We start from the raw sequence: 16,590 nt of genomic DNA, 5'->3' as shown, positions 1-16,590 counted from the left end.
CTTTGAGTATCGGTTAAGGAAAAGCCGACTCAGACTGGTAGGCCATGGAAGCAAACAAACAGGTTAAATTTCGCAAAATGTTCCCTGACAGCTGGCATAAGCTTAAGCGTCAGGGAGCCGAGCTGCGCTGCCTCCCCTCGGCAAGGGAAGGTTTTCAGGTCACAACTGGCTGGCAGCGCAATCGGTTCGTGAAGCCACTCTTTGATCGCATATTCTCTCATCGAGACAAGCATTACCGGGAACAGCCGGTTGGTCAGACGCTGTATAAAGCCTACGTTCACCAGTTTGAACAGCAAAGACATTCCTACTCACAGCCCGCTAACTCTCCTCTGGCAAACCGCAATATCCACTGGAGCCCCAGTGAAAATCACCACAACCGCCCCACCAGTGAACTGGACTCCCGCCAGAACCTCCATGTTGCCATGGCGCTGCAACTGGGAGGTGTGGTCAAAATTCGGGAAAAGGATGGCGTCCTCCACCAGGAACCCACTGCAAAATCGGTCACCGCAAAGCGCATCGAAGTGATAGATCGCTGCGTGAACAGCGACCCGGTTCGACTGGCCTATGAATACATTGCCACTGGCCGTCAAAAAGTAATGCCCGACAGGTTTATCCCACAGCTGCTGATTCCCCATTTATGCGGGAAGCTTGTGGCTCTGACAGGCTTAGGATTGGAAGATGCCGAACATGTTATTCAAACCCTGCTGAACGCTCACCACATCCGTAAACCCCAGGACCTGGACCTGGCGAATTTAATGGAAGTCAAGAACGCCATCCGCCGCCTGGGTAATGAACACAAGCGGGTGGTATCTACCATTCAGGGCCAACGTTATATAAACAGAGCCAAACGGCGACACGCAGGCACTCATAGAAGTATTCATCTTTCCCGTCGCACGGGCTCCCTCGTTCAGCCAGAAAGACTGTTAGCCGATGCCGGAGGCACCGTTGATTCTGCCAGAGAACATTTTATTGAGCAGCTAAGGGCAGCTGGTTTTCCCCTGCAGGATGCGACCCGCCAGATTGACCAGTTGTTCAAACAGCATCAAATGAAGGGAGAGCAAGACTTCACTCTCACCCGATTTCTATTGTTGGCGGATGCAGTTTCTGGGCTAACTATCGCACGCAACCGCAAAACAGCCTCAGGAAAAGAGCGCAGCCAAACTTCAGCGATGGAATATATTGGGCGTTTACGGCATCGCAATACCATGCGGGCAGGCGTTATACCCGTTCGTTCACTGAAGTCTTCGCGCACGTCACACTCTTCTCATAAATCAAAGCCGCCTCAACAGCAAAGCCATTACTCCCTGAAGCGAAATGACAATGGACAGTGGAAAGTACAGGGGCAGCCGACCCTCGTGGCCCCGGAATCTCAGCCAGATTTTATTTGTGATAAAGACGACGAGTGGTTGATACAACAACAGGTGGATAACGGGCACCTGACCCGGCTATTCAAGGATTTTGCCCTGCGCGCCCTGCGCTGGTGCGAGCGCAACAAGCGCATAATGGGGGTCCAGGCTGGCTCACTGGCTCTGCTGGCGCTGGTGTATGGTGTTCAAAGCGGTGGTATTTCCGTGGTTATTATGGGGGCGACCTATGTGATCTCTACGCTCGCCTGGTTTGGTGTCGGTACGGTAGTTGAGCGTATACAGCAGTTTAGAAAGGCCACACAACTCAAAAAAGCTCAAAAAGTCAGAGCGGGCAAGGCAGGCGGTGACCTTAATAACGATGAAGTGGAAGACTACCTCGACAGCTACAGCTGGTTCACCCGCCACTCTGGCCTTACCAATACCCTTAACGCCTTCAAAAATTTGCAGCGTGACGTAAACACTCTAAGCAAAAAACCACCTACTTCCGCAGCTGAGCTGGCTAAATATCGCCGCATTCAGGTACTGACACAACTGCGCTCCCAGCAACTGGGGAAGGCCTTTAGCAGCCTGGACAATTTGTTGGTAGAAGCAGTGCAGGAAGTCAGCAGCCTTGATAAACATTTTGCCGATAACTTCGAGACCCTGTGGAAACCTTTCGAAGCAATGGACAACCGCACCCGTATGGCCATTTTTAACCATGCTGCCAACGCTAAAGGTTTGAAAAAACACTGGTACCTTCCCAAACAGGATTACACTCGCTGGGCTAAAGACACCCTCACCCACCGCATTGGAGATATAGATCATATTGCTATCTTTCTCGATGAAAAACTGAACCTGGATCAACCGCTCAGCCTGCAAGAGTTAGATGTGAAGAAAAGCAGTGCACAGTTAAATGAACATCTTAAACGTGGCGTTCAACTCGCTGGGGAAGGCGCTAAAGCCGGGGTGAGCTACGTTACGAGCACACTGCGCAGCACCCTGTGGCGCCATGTCGAAAGCAGCATTACCAAAGTAACAACCGGAGCCAACCCTACACTGGCAGGCTTGCTTCCTATCCCTTCCTCTGTGGGTGTGTTGTTCTGGGCTTACGGCTTCACAGCCACCATGGCAACAGAATCGATAAATAAACTCTTGAACAGAAGAAGCATGAAAAAATATAAACAAAAGCATCAGCAAGATCGATTTGATGCTGGCTTAACCGATGAAACCGCCCGCGCCGATTACAACAAAACACTGTTAGCCATGCGCAGGGAAGCCAAGAATAATATCAAAGAGTTTGTCTCAACCATTCAGGAGCTGCGCAAGGAGAAAAAGAAAATCAACGAAGAGCTGGCTGAGCACCTTTCACAAACTGCACTGCTCACTCAAGAGCAGTTGGTCTACCGAGCAAGGCTTATTCTCCGTCATAAAATGCTGGAGGCAAAAGTCTATGAAAGTATGCATGGAGCCATTGGTCATATGCATAACGAAACCGTGAAAGCGGCATCCTGGCTACAGGATGCTGCTTCCAGAACACCTGTTGAATAAAGTCTGCGTTAACCCCGCCCCGGTTGCTTTCGTTGCACAAAAATACTCAACAAAGCCAAACCGCCTGACGCCACCATCAACAGCAAAGATACCGCATTCAGCACCGGCGTTGAGCCTTCCCGCATGCGGTCGAACATAGTGATGGTTAACGGGGCATCGCTACCCACCAGCACCAGTGTGGTGTTGAAGTTTTCGAAGGACATCAGAAACGCTACGATCACCGAACCGATAATCGCGGGCCTCAACCATGGCAGAGTGATGGTTCTGAACACATCAAAACGGCTGGCACCGAGGTTCAGGGCCGCTTCTTCCAGCTGGATATCAAACTTGCGTAGCCGTGCGGAGATCACCAGCGTACAAATAGTGCTGATAAAGGAAAACTGCCCCAGTATCACCATGGTTAAGCCCGGCCGTAGAAACTCCAGATCAATGCCGTAGTTATCTTCCAGACCGTTCGCCACATTGCTGCCAAAGGCCAGCACGGAGATACCCAGAATCACACCGGGAATCACCAGAGGCACCAGCATCAGACTGTACAGCAGCGACTTGCCACGGAAACTCTGTCGTTCAAACAGAAACGCATTGGAGATCGCCAGCAGCACTGAAAGCACCGCTACACAACTCGCCACAATCAGGCTGACACCAATACTGGCCATAATGCGCTTGTCGTGAAACAGGCCGGTTCGCTCGGGCGTATCGGCAAGAAACCAGTCCAGAGTAAACCCCTGCCACGGCAGGGATGGGAACAGGCTGTCGTTTAAGGAGAACACCGCTACCACCAGCAAGGGTGCCATCAGAAACACAAAGAAGACGGTCACATAAGCCAGATAGGTTCGCGGAAAAGCACGGCTTTGGGGAATCGATGCAATCATGCTCTACCTCCCCATGGCTTCTGTGAAAGACTGACGACTCAGCTTCAACCCGAGCCACACCATCAGGGACGACAACACCAGCAGAAGAATACCGAAAGCCGAACCCTGCTCCCAGTTAAAGCGAGTAATAAACTGGGTAAAAATCTGCTCAGTAAACCAGAGACTGTCTTTGCCACCGAGAAGCGTGGGAGTGAGATAATTCCCGAGAGTGAGCATAAACACCACAATGCAACCGGACACAATACCGGGCATGGCGTAGGGAATCACAACCTCTTTTAAGGCATGCCAGCCGTTCCCCCCAAGGTCATAAGCGGCTTCCACCAAGCTGTCATCCAAACCATCCAGCGTACTGACCAGAGGCACCACCATAAACAGCATGGAGGTGTATACCAGCCCGACCATTACTGTGACATCGTTGTACAACATCTCCACCGGCCCATCCACCAGCCCTAAAGTTTGCAGTAACGAGCTGATCACGCCGGTTTCCCGCAGCAGAATCATCCAGCCGTAGGTGCGCACCAGCTCACTCACCCAGAAGGGAATCAGGCAGGCGAGAAACAGCACACTCCTGGATTTCCCTTGCGCCACCTTGGCGATATACCAGGCAATAGGAAAGGCCACCACCAGTGTAATAGCCGTAGTGAGCACCGACATCACCGCGGTACGCAGGAAGGTTCGCCAGTAAAGAGGCTCTGTAAAAAACGCCTGATAGTTGCCCAGGCTGAACTCATACACCCCATAACTCACCCGCTCCCGCAGGGAGATATTGAGAATTTCCAGATGGGGCAGAAGAATCAAAAAGAACAGGTACAGCAACAACGGCATCAATAGCAGGAACAGCGCAACGCGCTTTCCCGACAACCATCTCTCCGTCAGGCTCATACCGTAGCCTCCTTGCGGTTGCTGGCAAACACATGGCTTTGTTCGGCTTTCCAGCTCAGGTGCAGCTGGTCGCCAGCATGAATGTTGGTAAACTCGCTGGTTTGTGGGTGCACAACTTGAATCTCTGAACCGGTGCCGTCTACCCGCACCAGCAAACGGCTGTTGCCTCCATCAAACAGAACATTCTCCACCCGGCCGGTCATATCGTTCTCGTCGGCGAATACCCGCTCACGGCTGAGGTGGATCATTTCCGGACGCACAAACAGCTCTACATCCATACCTTCAGCGAGGGGCTGCTCTTCCCGCTGCTGAGCGTAGAGGGTCTGACCGCAATCCGTTTTCACCTGCACAATATGCACAGAGACATTGGACACCTTGCCAGAAAAGCGGTTGTTTTCCCCCACAAAACCCGCCACAAAAGGTGTTTTCGGGTGGTAATACAACTCCTGTGGCGAACCGACCTGCTCGAAGCGGCCTTTATTCATCACCGCCACTTGATCAGACATCACCATGGCTTCGGACTGATCATGGGTGATGTAAATAAATGTGGTGCCAAAGGCCTGTTGCAGTTTTTTCAGCTCCACTTTCATATGCTCACGGAGCTTGAGGTCGAGAGCACCTAATGGCTCATCCAGAAGCAGCACATCTGGCTCCAGCACCAGACAGCGAGCAATGGCGATACGCTGTTTCTGACCACCAGACAGCTGACTGACATCCCTGTCGCCTATACCGGGCAACCCAACACGCTCCAGTGCATCTTCCACTTTGCGCTTAATGAAGTCCGGCTTTTCTCTGCGACGCTTCAAACCGTAGGCAATGTTCTCTGCCACCGACATCATGGGAAACAGGGCAAGGTGCTGGAACACCATATTCACCGGGCGCTTGTTGGGAGGAATTCCCAGCATCGAGCGGCCTTTGATTTTCATCTCGCCAGAACTTGGCTCCAGAAAACCCGCCAGCATACGCAGGAGCGTTGTTTTCCCGCACCCGGACGGGCCCAGAATTGAGAAAAAAGAACCACGGGGAATCTCAAAGCTGACATTCTGTACAGCTTGAAAGTCACGAAATGATTTATGGAGACTGAGACAACTGAGATCTATCGCGCTGGTCATAATGGCAATACCTGCAACAACAGCCAGACAAACGACAGCTGTAAATTAAAAACAGCCATCATTTGCTCTTAAGACGGGAAATGGCGGATAAGGAGTTGAGCACCCTGATCGGGCACTTACTGAGCCGCTTTTATGCGATCCAGAACCTTACCTTCAAGGGTTTCCAAACCTGCAGGCACAGGTGGGTACCATTTGATATTGTCGAGAGCTGCCTGATCGAAGCTGGCCTTGTAGCTGTTACTCAATCCTTCTTCAACAAATGCAGCGGCACCGGCCGAGGCGGTGAACTGGCCAGCGGAAGAGGTAATCAGGGCCGCAATTTCAGGACGGTTGACAAAGTTAATCCACTGATAAGCGGCTTCGTCGTTCTTACCTTTGGCTGGCAAAACAAAGGTATCGACCCAACCCAGCGCACCGCTCTGAGGCGCTACGTAGTTAATGTCCTTGTTTTCCTTGTTCAACTTCCAGCCGCCTGCATCCCACCCCATAGCCAGGGTGACTTCACCACTGCGCAGCAGGTTGATCAGGGCATCGCCACCACTCCAGTACGCCTTCACGTTGCCCTTGCAGGACACCAGGCGATCTTCCACTTTGGACAGAATCTTTTCGTACTTAACAGGGTCATCGTAAGCGGCGAAGGGGTCTTCACCCATATCGAAGGCGAAGGCGATCAGCGTTGGACGCTTCAGACGATAGGAGACTTTGCCTTTGTAATCTTCAGAGCACAGATCCGCAAAGCTATAGGCGCTCTTACCGGACGCAGTGTTGACGATCAGGCCACTGGTACCCCAGACATGAGGAACACCAAAGGTTTTACCGTTTACGCTGGTGCTGTCCTGGGTGGATTTAAGCATGGACTGGATATAGAGCGACTTGTCGATCTTACTCATATCCACAGGCTTGTAGATTCGGAACTCCTGCTGGGCACTGGCTACACGGTCCTGACTGGGCTGAGCTAAATCAAAACCGGCCCCACGGGTCGCCCGCAGCTTGGAGATCATGTCTTCATTGTTGGAAAGAGTCACTTTAACCTTGATGCCTGTTTCTTTCTCGAACAGGTCGATCACAGGCTGAGGAGCATAACCACCCCAGGTCAACAGACGCAGTTCCTGGGCTTGAGCAGAAGCACTGAAGGCCACACCGGAACAGACGGCAGCTGTCGCGATGACTTTTGTTATTTTCATTTTTCCCCCGGGCCTGAAGCCTCTTTTATGACTTTGTTATTATCTGCGTTGTTTATCAGGTTCAGTCAGTTGCCAAGGGCTTTTTAACACGGCTGTTTACAAAAGAACAGAGCACAAAACATAGACACAGCACTATTCTGAAGGCTGGAGAGGCTTTTCCTTCAGCTGCCCAGAGATACCCTTTAACTGAATTCGATAAAGCGTTTCATTCAGCGCTTTGCCCTCTGTAGACACAGCTGGTATAGAGATATTGTTGCAGAACTGGGTAACAGCCTGAATCACCCTGGCAGTTTCCGGTGTTTTATAATCCACTCGCCTCAGTGTATTTTTGCACAGCCCCATATGATCTCTGAAGGCTTTATCATCGCCTTTGCTTAAAGCGTTTGAGGCTAAAAGCATGTACAGGAGAGATCGGTAAGTAGCGCTTATGACACGGTAGGGCTCATAGGTTATATCCAGGGTATCAATCCACTGTTCAAAATGATTCTCCATGGTGAGGGGGCTCTCCAAAAATGCATCACTTTCTATACTCAGATGAATCTTTCTGCATTCCGGGGCCAGATAAACGTAGGATCTGGCGTAGTCTTTTACGCCTTCTGTTGTTTTATTTCCTCTCTGACGTTCCCACCACTGTATAAGACCTCTCCGTGTACCGGCAAGAAGATTGGAACGGTGGAGGACAGCAGCGCGTATAGAGGGGTTATCAAGGAAGACTTTCTGTCTGCGAAGGTCAGCCATATCTTTTTCGCACAGAGACAGGTTGGTCCAGGGCTCAGGCCTGAGCAAGTTGCCTTCCCTGATCTGTTTTAACGTTTTATCTACACGAGCAATATCAAGCCGTGCAATCGCTGCCTCCACATCTTTTGTATCACTCCAGTCGTTTTCCCTGGCCACCTGCTGAACGGATTCAAGCGCATTCCTGAAAGCCGCCACTTCATCACTCGTGAGTGTAGAGAAGTCTCCTTGAATAAGTTTTTGCAGGGTCAGATAGTGAAACCATACACGCTTCCACCCTTTTGACAGGACATAGTGATCTATAGCTCTGCTATGAAATTGCTTTTGTAAGGGAATCGCAATGTCATCTAAGTGGCCTTCCCTGATCGGTTGTAACGCTTGCTCTAAATGAGCAATATCAAGGCATTTAATCAGCGCTTCCACATCTTCTCTATCGCTCCAGCCGTTTTTCATGGCCAACCGCTTAACGGATTCAAGCGTCTTCCTGAAAGTCTTCACTTCATCACTCGTGAGTGTTGAAAAGTTTCTCCATATAAGTTCCTTCAGGGTCAGATAGTGAGATCGTACTCTCTTCCAGCCTTTTAACTGGACATAGTGATCTATAGCTCTTCGATGAAATTGCTTTTGCAAGGGAGCCACAATGTCATCTGTGAGATCAACATCGTAATGCTTGCGCATTGTCATAATGCGGGAAAAGGCTTCACGGCACTCGGTAAAACTGACATCTGGTCGGAGAAACAACTGAGCTGCCTCATCACAAGAGAACTGGAAATCAAAGAAAGATATCAGCCCATCATCTGTTTCAGCATTTTCTGCCAAAAGCCTGGCTTCGGAAAGGAGGCTTTTTGCATCTATGGGGTTCTGCTCTTCCTGATACCCTCGTTCAGCATGGGTTACCGCAGCATCAACCTCTTTTTTCACCACGGCACACTGTTCGGAGCACGACTCCTCTTTCGACAGACATGGTTCTCTGGAGTGAGCCATACTCTTCTGAGGCGATGCAAACTCTCCGGCTATGGATTCCGCCTCACTCTTGGGCAAGCCACAGGTTGTCCAGAAATCAAGAACTCTGGAAAGCTGCGCCCTTTGTGCACTTCCCAACAGTTGCCCTGATTCAACGACACTTTTCAAATAATCCACAGCGGCTCTGCACTCATTGGCAATGGTTCCTCTTGCGCAATCTATCGTTTCTCTGGAGACGTCAGCTGCTATAAACCGACTCAATGCTTTCACACGTTTTTTCTGACTGTCTTCCTCTTTAGCCAGAAGAAGCTCAATCAGTGCTTTGCAGCTATTTATCCGCAGGGCATAGGCACCATCCTGACTCAGTTCTGTTTGATAACGTAATGCCTTGAGCCAGTAGTGCAGCTGGAGCGTTTCAGGTTTGTATTGACTGTCCGTCTTCCAGGCAGCCTCAATAGCTTCCACAGCCTCCTGCTGGCTCTTTCTCTGAGCCTCTTTCGCCTTACAGACTCCCCACTCCTTTCCACTCATGGGCAGCTGGACGATCTTTGCCTTCTCCTCTTCGCTCATGGACAGCCGGGCGATCTTTGCCTTCTCCTCTTCGGTGAATTTCATCAAAGCCTCATCAGACAGCTGTTTCAGTTTTTCCTGTATACTCGGTTTAACATCATCGGAGATATCACTGTCCAATACCTTTCTGCGAACGTATATCACACGAGCCATCAGCTCCAGGCGTTTTCTTAACGCTTCGACATCCGAAACAACAGGGCTCTCAAAGGGGGGAACAGCAGACAAGAGACGACATTCAAGAGCAAACAGGCGATGGCGCAAAAGTGCAATACTCCGACTCATCTGCGTATTCATTACACGAAGACTTTCCAGCTGTTCGAGCCTGGCTTCCGCATTCTCACTCAAGGCTGTAAAAACAGCCTCTGGTGGAAGCGAAAGATCGACCTGATCCTGACAGTATTGGTAGAGCGTCCAGTCGTCCTCACTCAGCTCCGACAGAGAGCTGGTTGTGTCCAGTACAGTCAGAGTCAGCTCTGGTGCAGTTTTACTGACAATGTGGCACAGTTCTATCGCAGCGCTGCTCCTGAATTGCTCTCTATCAAGGCGCGTCAGCAGTAAATGCAAAAGCGTTTCTGTCACGCGACTCTCACACAGCAACAAGGGTGACTGCATGAGCCCCTCCAGCACTTGCAAAAGGTTCTCTGGAGATAATGGCAAGTCCAGCAAACGGATCACCACATCAGGCGACGCCTCATGCCGGATAAGTTCGCAACATCGATCACATAATCCGGACTGCAGCTGCAACACTGGCCTCTCATGGGCTAAGGGCAAAAGTCTGTTGACCAGTTGCACTACGTCCTTCATGCCCCAGTCTTCGGGTAACATAAAAGGACCACGATTCAAACATTCCTGAATAAGATCCAGCACCCACTCATTATCAAGAGGGTCACGGGAACACTCGCGTTTTAATAGTTGCAGTAACGCCTGAGATAGGTTGTCAGGGTACGCTCTGGCCAGCCAGGCTATGGTTCTTTCCCAGTCTCGCACCTTGTAGCAGGACTCCATAGCGCTAAGACAGGCATCAGCGATCTTATCCGGAGGAATTGCCCCGGAAGTGTAACGATGGCTCAATTCTGCCAAAAACTCATCGCGAGTATAAAGTGCCTTCTTCTGTTGAATTCCAGACAATAGCTCCCTAAGAGACATAGCCTCTACAGGTACAGGGTCGGGAAGCGGTGGTGGCTCCAGAGGCCGGGACTGTGGCAGAAGAGGAACGTTCTCCTGCTTGACAGGCCTTCTTGATGGCATTGCGCTTTTATCGGAAAGGACTGGAGCTTTGGACTTATTGGTTTTCCTGGCCTTCTTTTTTATGGGCTCTTCTTTAACCATATGAGGCTTTATGGGCTCTTCTTTAACCATAAGAAGCTGGAGCAGGGCTGAGTAATCCTGCTGATTCTGTTGAGCCACGCTTTGAATAGCTTCTACAACAATATTCTTATCAGGGTGCAGCCCCAGTAAACAGTCATACCCTTTACTCATATGAGTGCTCAGGGAGGAAACCAGCTGCTCCAGCTTAATCCAGCTCTGCAACAATGGGTTGTGCTGCACTGCAGCAATAATATGGAACAGAATGACCGGATCATGACTACAGGCATAATTGGACATTCTGGTCATCAGCATTGTTAATGCTGAGTGTTCATCCGGCTTCACCTGCTCAAATCCCTCCTGCAGGCGCTCTAAATCCATAACCACACCGGCCAGTGGGCACTGGCGCAACCAGGGCTGCCCCATGTCAACAACAGATTCCTTGAATGCATCGTCCTTTCTGGATAGCTGCCGCAACGTACAAACAGCTGGTAAGTAGTCCAGTATCGCTGCGTAGGTTAAGCGCCGACGTGCATTTTCATAATCTTTTTGCTCTAAAAGGCATAAAGCTTCCAGATAAACCCCTTCCGGGTCAGGAGCCTGTATACGATTTCCTTTACCATCATCCTTGGCTTTCGCTAAGGAAAAGAAACTTAATGCTTCTGCCCGTTTACCCTCGCGCAAGGCAAGGATACCTTTGCAGGTCCAGGCGCAGGCGAAATTATGATCGCAGGCATATTCCAACGCACTAGGTAGATGAAAGTTGTCCGGAAGGGCTTCAATGTCACCATAAACATACAGCTGGACAAACAGCAGCATTGCGGCCGCCCTATCAGTACACGTGAGCCTGGTAGTACGTTTTACCAGTTGTCTATGCACACAGGTACTAGAGCCGGCCTTCAGTTGTCCGATCACATCAGCTAACGTCCGGCTACCGTAGTCCATATTTTCCAGGTCAACTTTAAAGGCATAATCCGGCTGTTGTTTATAAACATGGTTCAGAGCAAGAAGAGTCGGTGCATAATCTGGATGACAGGTGTCTTCCACTTCCCGGTAAAATTGCTGCAAATGGGTTTCGCGGGACCTGTACACCAGCTCCAATAAGTTGCTCGACATACTCAGAGCAAAGTTCTGGCCCTTAAACTTCGCCTCATGAGGCGGCAACCAGCTCAACGCGCAGAAAACCTGGCGGGGGTTTGTTAAGGCCAGGTCACACTGGGATGTAGTAAATGTTAAAACCAGAGGTGCCAGAATGTGCGGGTTTTCAGCACTCAACGCCCTGTTCTTGAATCGCTCCAGATCATTTGAGACCTTACTTCTGTCAGCTAGGGCGGGCAAGCCCCTGTAGAGCATTCGGGACAGATGCTCATAAAGCTCGGCATACCCCCCATTGCAGCCTAATTTTGCAGTATCATCTGCAATTTTGAACAGGGCCTGCACATCGGCATATGGAAAGTCCGTCTCCGTGAACTTACTCAGGTTACCTGCCAGGGCTTGCAGTCGGGCATCTACCATCCAGCTATAAACCTGCTTGAAAGCTGGCTTCATTTGTAGCTCCGTAACCACAGGGCAGGTAGATACAGCAGCATAAGCCTGGGCAACCACATCCACTTTGCTGAAACCATGGGCTATAGCCAGAGTAAAATATTCCGCCGCTTCAGCGGGTAACTGCAGATTATGGGCTGCTGTGCCCAGAAGATAGAAATAGGTTTGAACATCCTCAGTTTGTGGATCGTGCCGCCGTTCATCCTGCAACCTGTCACCATAAGTGTGTAGTATGAATGGGAGTCGTGAGCGCAGCTCGAAGAGCGTTCTCTGACTTTCATGAGTTGTAGAGTGCGCTGTAATCCAGAAGTTTTTTATCAGCTTCTTCAATGGCACTGACAGAGGCAAAGAGGGATCCACAGCTGGAGGGGCAAATCCGGAAAGCCGACCTATGTTACAGGCATCACGTTCTATATCATCCAATAACTTCCGCTGCTCCTGGTGGGTTAATTCAGCCGTTGCACTTGACCCCAACCCCCTCACTCTTGGTAAAGCAAGCTCGTTCTTGGCCCTTCTGATAATACCAACAGCATCGAAAACGAGCGTATGTCTGAGCAGCTCCTGCGCATAAGCTGCAAAGTGCTCCGTGTACCCAGACAACATGGCTCGACTTCGCAGCCCGTTTAATCTCATAGCAAGGTCTGTTGTTGTATCAATCATCCCTGAGAGTAAGTCAATCACTGCTTTTGTGCCGATATCCAGCCTCAGCAACAGGCACTCTCCATCCGATATTTCACACAACTGCAGCAACAGGTAATCCATACCCTCAGCAGAGGGTTTTTGGAAATAACCAGCCTGTACAAGCTCTAATGCTCGAAAAGCACAGCGTACTCCCTGAGAGGCATAATCCGGAAGTGGCACTGGCTCCCCTGGATTTTTGCTGATTTCGTGAAGCAGGGAAGCTTCACTTGTAACCATGAGTTTGTAAGTTTTTGACAGCTCGGCTGGATTTTCACCGGCTGCTATAGCGGCTCGCCAACGCTCGATAGTATCTCGATAACAACCGACTATTGGGGTATAGGTGAATTCTTTATTATCCACTCCATAACACAGTTTCGTCAGTGTTTGATAAACAAAGACGTCTTCCGGGTAAAGAATTTCTTTAATTTCCATTACAGGAATCACAGACTCTATGGCTTTAAACATCTCGCCCTGACGAATAAAGAAGGTGGCCTGTGAACGGAAGTTCCAGCCCGGAACCTTACCCCCTTTTTCCGAGAGTCCGGCAGTACGGTAGCGATAAGCAGCCAAAGCAGTAGCAGCAGCATTTTTATCAGCGTCATGCTCCCACAGCCTTGCTAATAGTGTTGAGGAGGCATTCCAGCCGCGATTACCGCAAATCAGTGCCGAGCATCGGGCGTCCTCCAATGTGAAGTTGCTAATCTCGAAACTCTGGGCGACAGCCTGCCAGAATAGAGGTTCACTGTCGCCAAACTTGCTGAGTCTCTGCCACCCTTGCAGTTGGTTTTCGACACAGCCCAACTCAAAAATTTTCAGGATACAGGGGGGAATCTCAAGCCCTGTGGATAAACACTCTTGAAAAATGTTTTCCAGATGACGGTCGCACGGCCACAGATATTTCTTGTGTTGCAAAGCATGGGTTTCAGCAGGAGTAAGAACTTTATCGATGTTCTGACTTTTTTGGCACATCCTTGCAAAATGCAACAACTCTATAGCATCACAGGGAGAAGAGTGATTAAACCGCCATAAGCTTGGGCTGTCGAAATCTGCGTAGTGTAAAGCTTTCCTCACAATAGCCGCGGGGCAGTTTTCCACAATACCCTGATCAAGCAACAAAGCAGCCTTTTCAACATCACAGGGAAAACCACAGCTGCCATAGACCAGATGCTCCGACAACATAGCCAGAGAACTGAACTCACCGTATCTGGATGCTTCTATGGCTCTGCGTTCAAACTCTTCCTGATCCGCCTCAGACATACGCAGGATATTGCGGGTTATCGTGGTTCTTATTCCATATTCAATTCCTTGTGTCACACTCTTTTCTTGCTTAATAGCCAGCCTGCGGAACCGCTCGGCTTCAGTAGCCAGACACGCACCCAGCCACTTTTGGGCCTCAACAACACCACCTTCATAAGCCCGCTTCAAATTTTCGATGGCCTGATCAGGGCTATTTTCTATGTTCATTAGCCCTACCCAGAAAGCAGCATGAATATCTCCCAGATCTGCAGCTTTAATCATGTGTTCTTTAGCGGCTGAGTGACTGACTGGAAGTTGCTCAAACCCCAGTAAAAGGCTTCTCAGGCGGGCAATATCATTCTCAGCCACTCCAGATATCGTTTCATCCAAAGCCTGTGCAATGTTGCTACACCAATGACAGATCAGCAGGAACACCTTCTCCGAACAGTCGCTGCTTAACAGTTTTTCATTTAACAGGCTGATAAATTTTTCAACATGAGTTATGCATTCCTGCCCCTGATCCTCCCCATCGTTCCCCGTATATAAGCGCAATTGAAGCGCATAAACATGAACACGCATAACAGTGATATCCGTATCTTCAACATCGTATTCACCTTCATCCTCCGAACATAAATCGCCCTCAGATGAGTCCGGTGTAATCGGGGTATGAGCAGGATTTAAATCTGCAACAATGCTGCACTCACGATCAGATAATGGAGAGCCCCTGGCAGGGATATTGTTGCCAGAATCAGACAATAGTGGGCTGGTATCCCTAACAGCGGAGACAGTGGATTCCTCCCTGCATACCTCTGGAGTGTGCCCTGTATTCTGCTCAGGAGCTGGAGTGTGCCATATACTCGGCTCAGGAGAAGTTGCCCGTGCTCCGCCGGGAGTGAGAGTTCGATTATCCATTTCGGAACGCATACCTTCAGAACTGTGTAGGAAATCTATGACAACAAAGAGAAGGTACAGTGCGGGTGGAAGGGATAACTGAAAGGGTAGCAGTGCTTACAGCTCAGAGGCCAGAAGGGGAAGGACGTCCTGAGCTGTAAGAGTTTATTAATACGTGGGCTGGTTTTTTTCTGTTTCCGTAGCCAGACGCAGCTGCCCCACGAATGCTCTGGGAGGGTTTTTACGCAGATAGCGGTCGTACAGCATCAGGTCTGCATTGACCGCCTCGTCCAGCCGTACCTTGCCATGGCCTTTACCATCCAGCCCTATACGTGCCCGGCCAACCCGAGTGCTTTCCAGGTACTGGTCCAGACGGGTGTAACAGCGCAGCCCTATTTTGATAAATTCCTGAGGAATTTTCCCGGTTGCGGCAATGTCTTTATCTATACCGATTTTCAGAGGTCTTGGGGATGAAACCCTGAATACAGAGGGCCATAGCAGGCGAAGTACCCGAAGAGCCTCATGCCCCATCACATCCTTGGTATTTCTTTGACTCAGTTCAGCCAGAAGAATACCGACCTCGTCAGAGGCTGACTTTACCTCGGGTGACTGGCTATTCCTGTTTTCTGGTTGGCTTGCTGACTGCATATATACGGAAAACCTGTGCTAAATAAATAACCCGCAAGGGTCTGCTCAGTAAAATACTCTACCAGGGACGGCATACGCCAGCACTTACAACGAAAGAAGACTGAAATATGCCCAAAATCTCTGTATTTCTGCCTGTGTTTGCCCTTCTTGGCGCCGCAGGTGGATATATATTTGCACCACAGATCAGTTCAAGCAAGCCGCTCATTGTTCCTTTGCTCGCTATCATCATGCTTTTTATGGGACTGACTCTGAAGCCAAATGACTTTGTACGAGAATTTCGCCGCCCTCGTTCATTGGTGATTGGTGTCTGTCTGCAATTTCTGGTGATGCCTCTGCTGGCCTTTGTGATCAGCCTTCAGCTCGGTGTTTCTACGGCTATTATGACCGGTATGGTTCTTCTGGGTACCGCCCCCGGAGGTACAGCTTCGAATGTGCTTACCTATCTTGCCAAAGGCAATGTTGCACTCTCCATTTCAATGACGCTGACTTCGACCCTGCTTTCCGTGCTTCTGATGCCCTGGTTAACGGGGATCTACTTGCACAAAGTGATTGAAGTGGATCGGCTGGGTATGCTGACAAGTATTACTAAAATCGTGCTAGTACCGGTTTTAGCAGGGGTTACCCTGAACACGCTGTGTCATTGCCTGCTCAAGTATCTTTACAGTGCCCTGCCCGTACTTTCAGCTCTCGCTATTGTGATAACCATTGGGATTGTTGTGGCCGTGAATGCCGAGAGTTTACAGAGTCTGTTGACGGTCGTTGCGGTTGCCGTGCTTCTGCACAACTCACTGGGTTTAGCGTGTGGTTATGGGTGTGCACGACTATTTGGTTTGAGTGAAAGGCAGAGTCGAACCATTGCTATTGAGGTGGGCACCCAAAACTCTGGTCTGGCGGTAGCTATAGCGTTTAAGCACTTTTCTTTGATGGCAGCCCTGCCTGGGGCATTGTTTAGCGTTACCCAGAATATTCTAGGGGCATCGTTGGCAGGATATTGGAGAAAAAGCAAAAAAAGCTAATGCCGAAGCATTAGCTTTTTTAAAACTGGCATCCCGTAGGGGACTCGAACCCCTGT

The 16,590-nt window shown here is 50.0% G+C and carries 8 protein-coding genes; 2 read left to right on the top strand and 6 right to left on the bottom strand.

Annotated elements, in window-relative coordinates; genetic code table 11:
* Positions 1–44: 44 nt before the first annotated feature.
* Entirely contained in the window at positions 45–2,894 is a 2,850-nt protein-coding gene (locus E1189_RS16140) for a hypothetical protein (RefSeq protein WP_155161467.1), read from the top strand.
* Positions 2,895–2,902: 8 nt separating this feature from the next.
* On the opposite strand, the gene E1189_RS16135 is transcribed toward E1189_RS16140, so the two are convergent.
* From E1189_RS16135 to E1189_RS16110, 6 genes are all read right to left on the bottom strand, one after another.
* On the bottom strand, positions 2,903–3,766 hold the full coding sequence (locus tag E1189_RS16135) for an ABC transporter permease (RefSeq protein WP_155161465.1): 864 nt from the start codon (positions 3,764–3,766) through the stop codon (positions 2,903–2,905).
* 3 nt (positions 3,767–3,769) lie between these two features.
* A complete protein-coding gene (locus tag E1189_RS16130; protein ID WP_155161462.1) occupies positions 3,770–4,648 on the bottom strand; it encodes an ABC transporter permease in 879 nt (292 codons plus the stop codon).
* On the bottom strand, positions 4,645–5,760 hold the full coding sequence (locus tag E1189_RS16125; protein ID WP_155161460.1) for an ABC transporter ATP-binding protein: 1,116 nt from the start codon (positions 5,758–5,760) through the stop codon (positions 4,645–4,647). Before E1189_RS16125 ends, E1189_RS16130 begins: the two co-directional genes overlap by 4 nt.
* Before the next feature lie 116 nt (positions 5,761–5,876).
* Positions 5,877–6,944 carry an extracellular solute-binding protein gene (locus E1189_RS16120; protein ID WP_155161458.1) on the bottom strand — a complete coding sequence of 356 codons (1,068 nt, stop codon included), beginning with the start codon at positions 6,942–6,944 and terminating at the stop codon, positions 5,877–5,879.
* Positions 6,945–7,076: 132 nt separating this feature from the next.
* Complete coding sequence (locus tag E1189_RS16115) at positions 7,077–14,891, bottom strand: hypothetical protein (protein WP_155161456.1); 7,815 nt, start codon at positions 14,889–14,891, stop codon at positions 7,077–7,079.
* Positions 14,892–15,038: 147 nt separating this feature from the next.
* Positions 15,039–15,518: a ProQ/FINO family protein gene (locus E1189_RS16110; RefSeq protein ID WP_155161455.1), complete on the bottom strand. Its 480-nt coding sequence runs from the start codon at positions 15,516–15,518 to the stop codon at positions 15,039–15,041.
* Between the two features lie 107 nt (positions 15,519–15,625).
* Here E1189_RS16110 and E1189_RS16105 point away from each other — a divergent pair, with 107 nt between their 5' ends.
* A complete protein-coding gene (locus tag E1189_RS16105; protein WP_155161453.1) occupies positions 15,626–16,534 on the top strand; it encodes a bile acid:sodium symporter family protein in 909 nt (302 codons plus the stop codon).
* Positions 16,535–16,590: the final 56 nt, after the last annotated feature.

The sequence above is a fragment of the Parendozoicomonas verongulae genome, assembly GCF_009711465.1.
Classification (GTDB): domain Bacteria; phylum Pseudomonadota; class Gammaproteobacteria; order Pseudomonadales; family Endozoicomonadaceae; genus Sansalvadorimonas; species Sansalvadorimonas verongulae.
The sequence above is the reverse complement of the archived record's forward strand: the minus strand, read 5'-3'. Positions and strand labels throughout refer to the sequence as shown.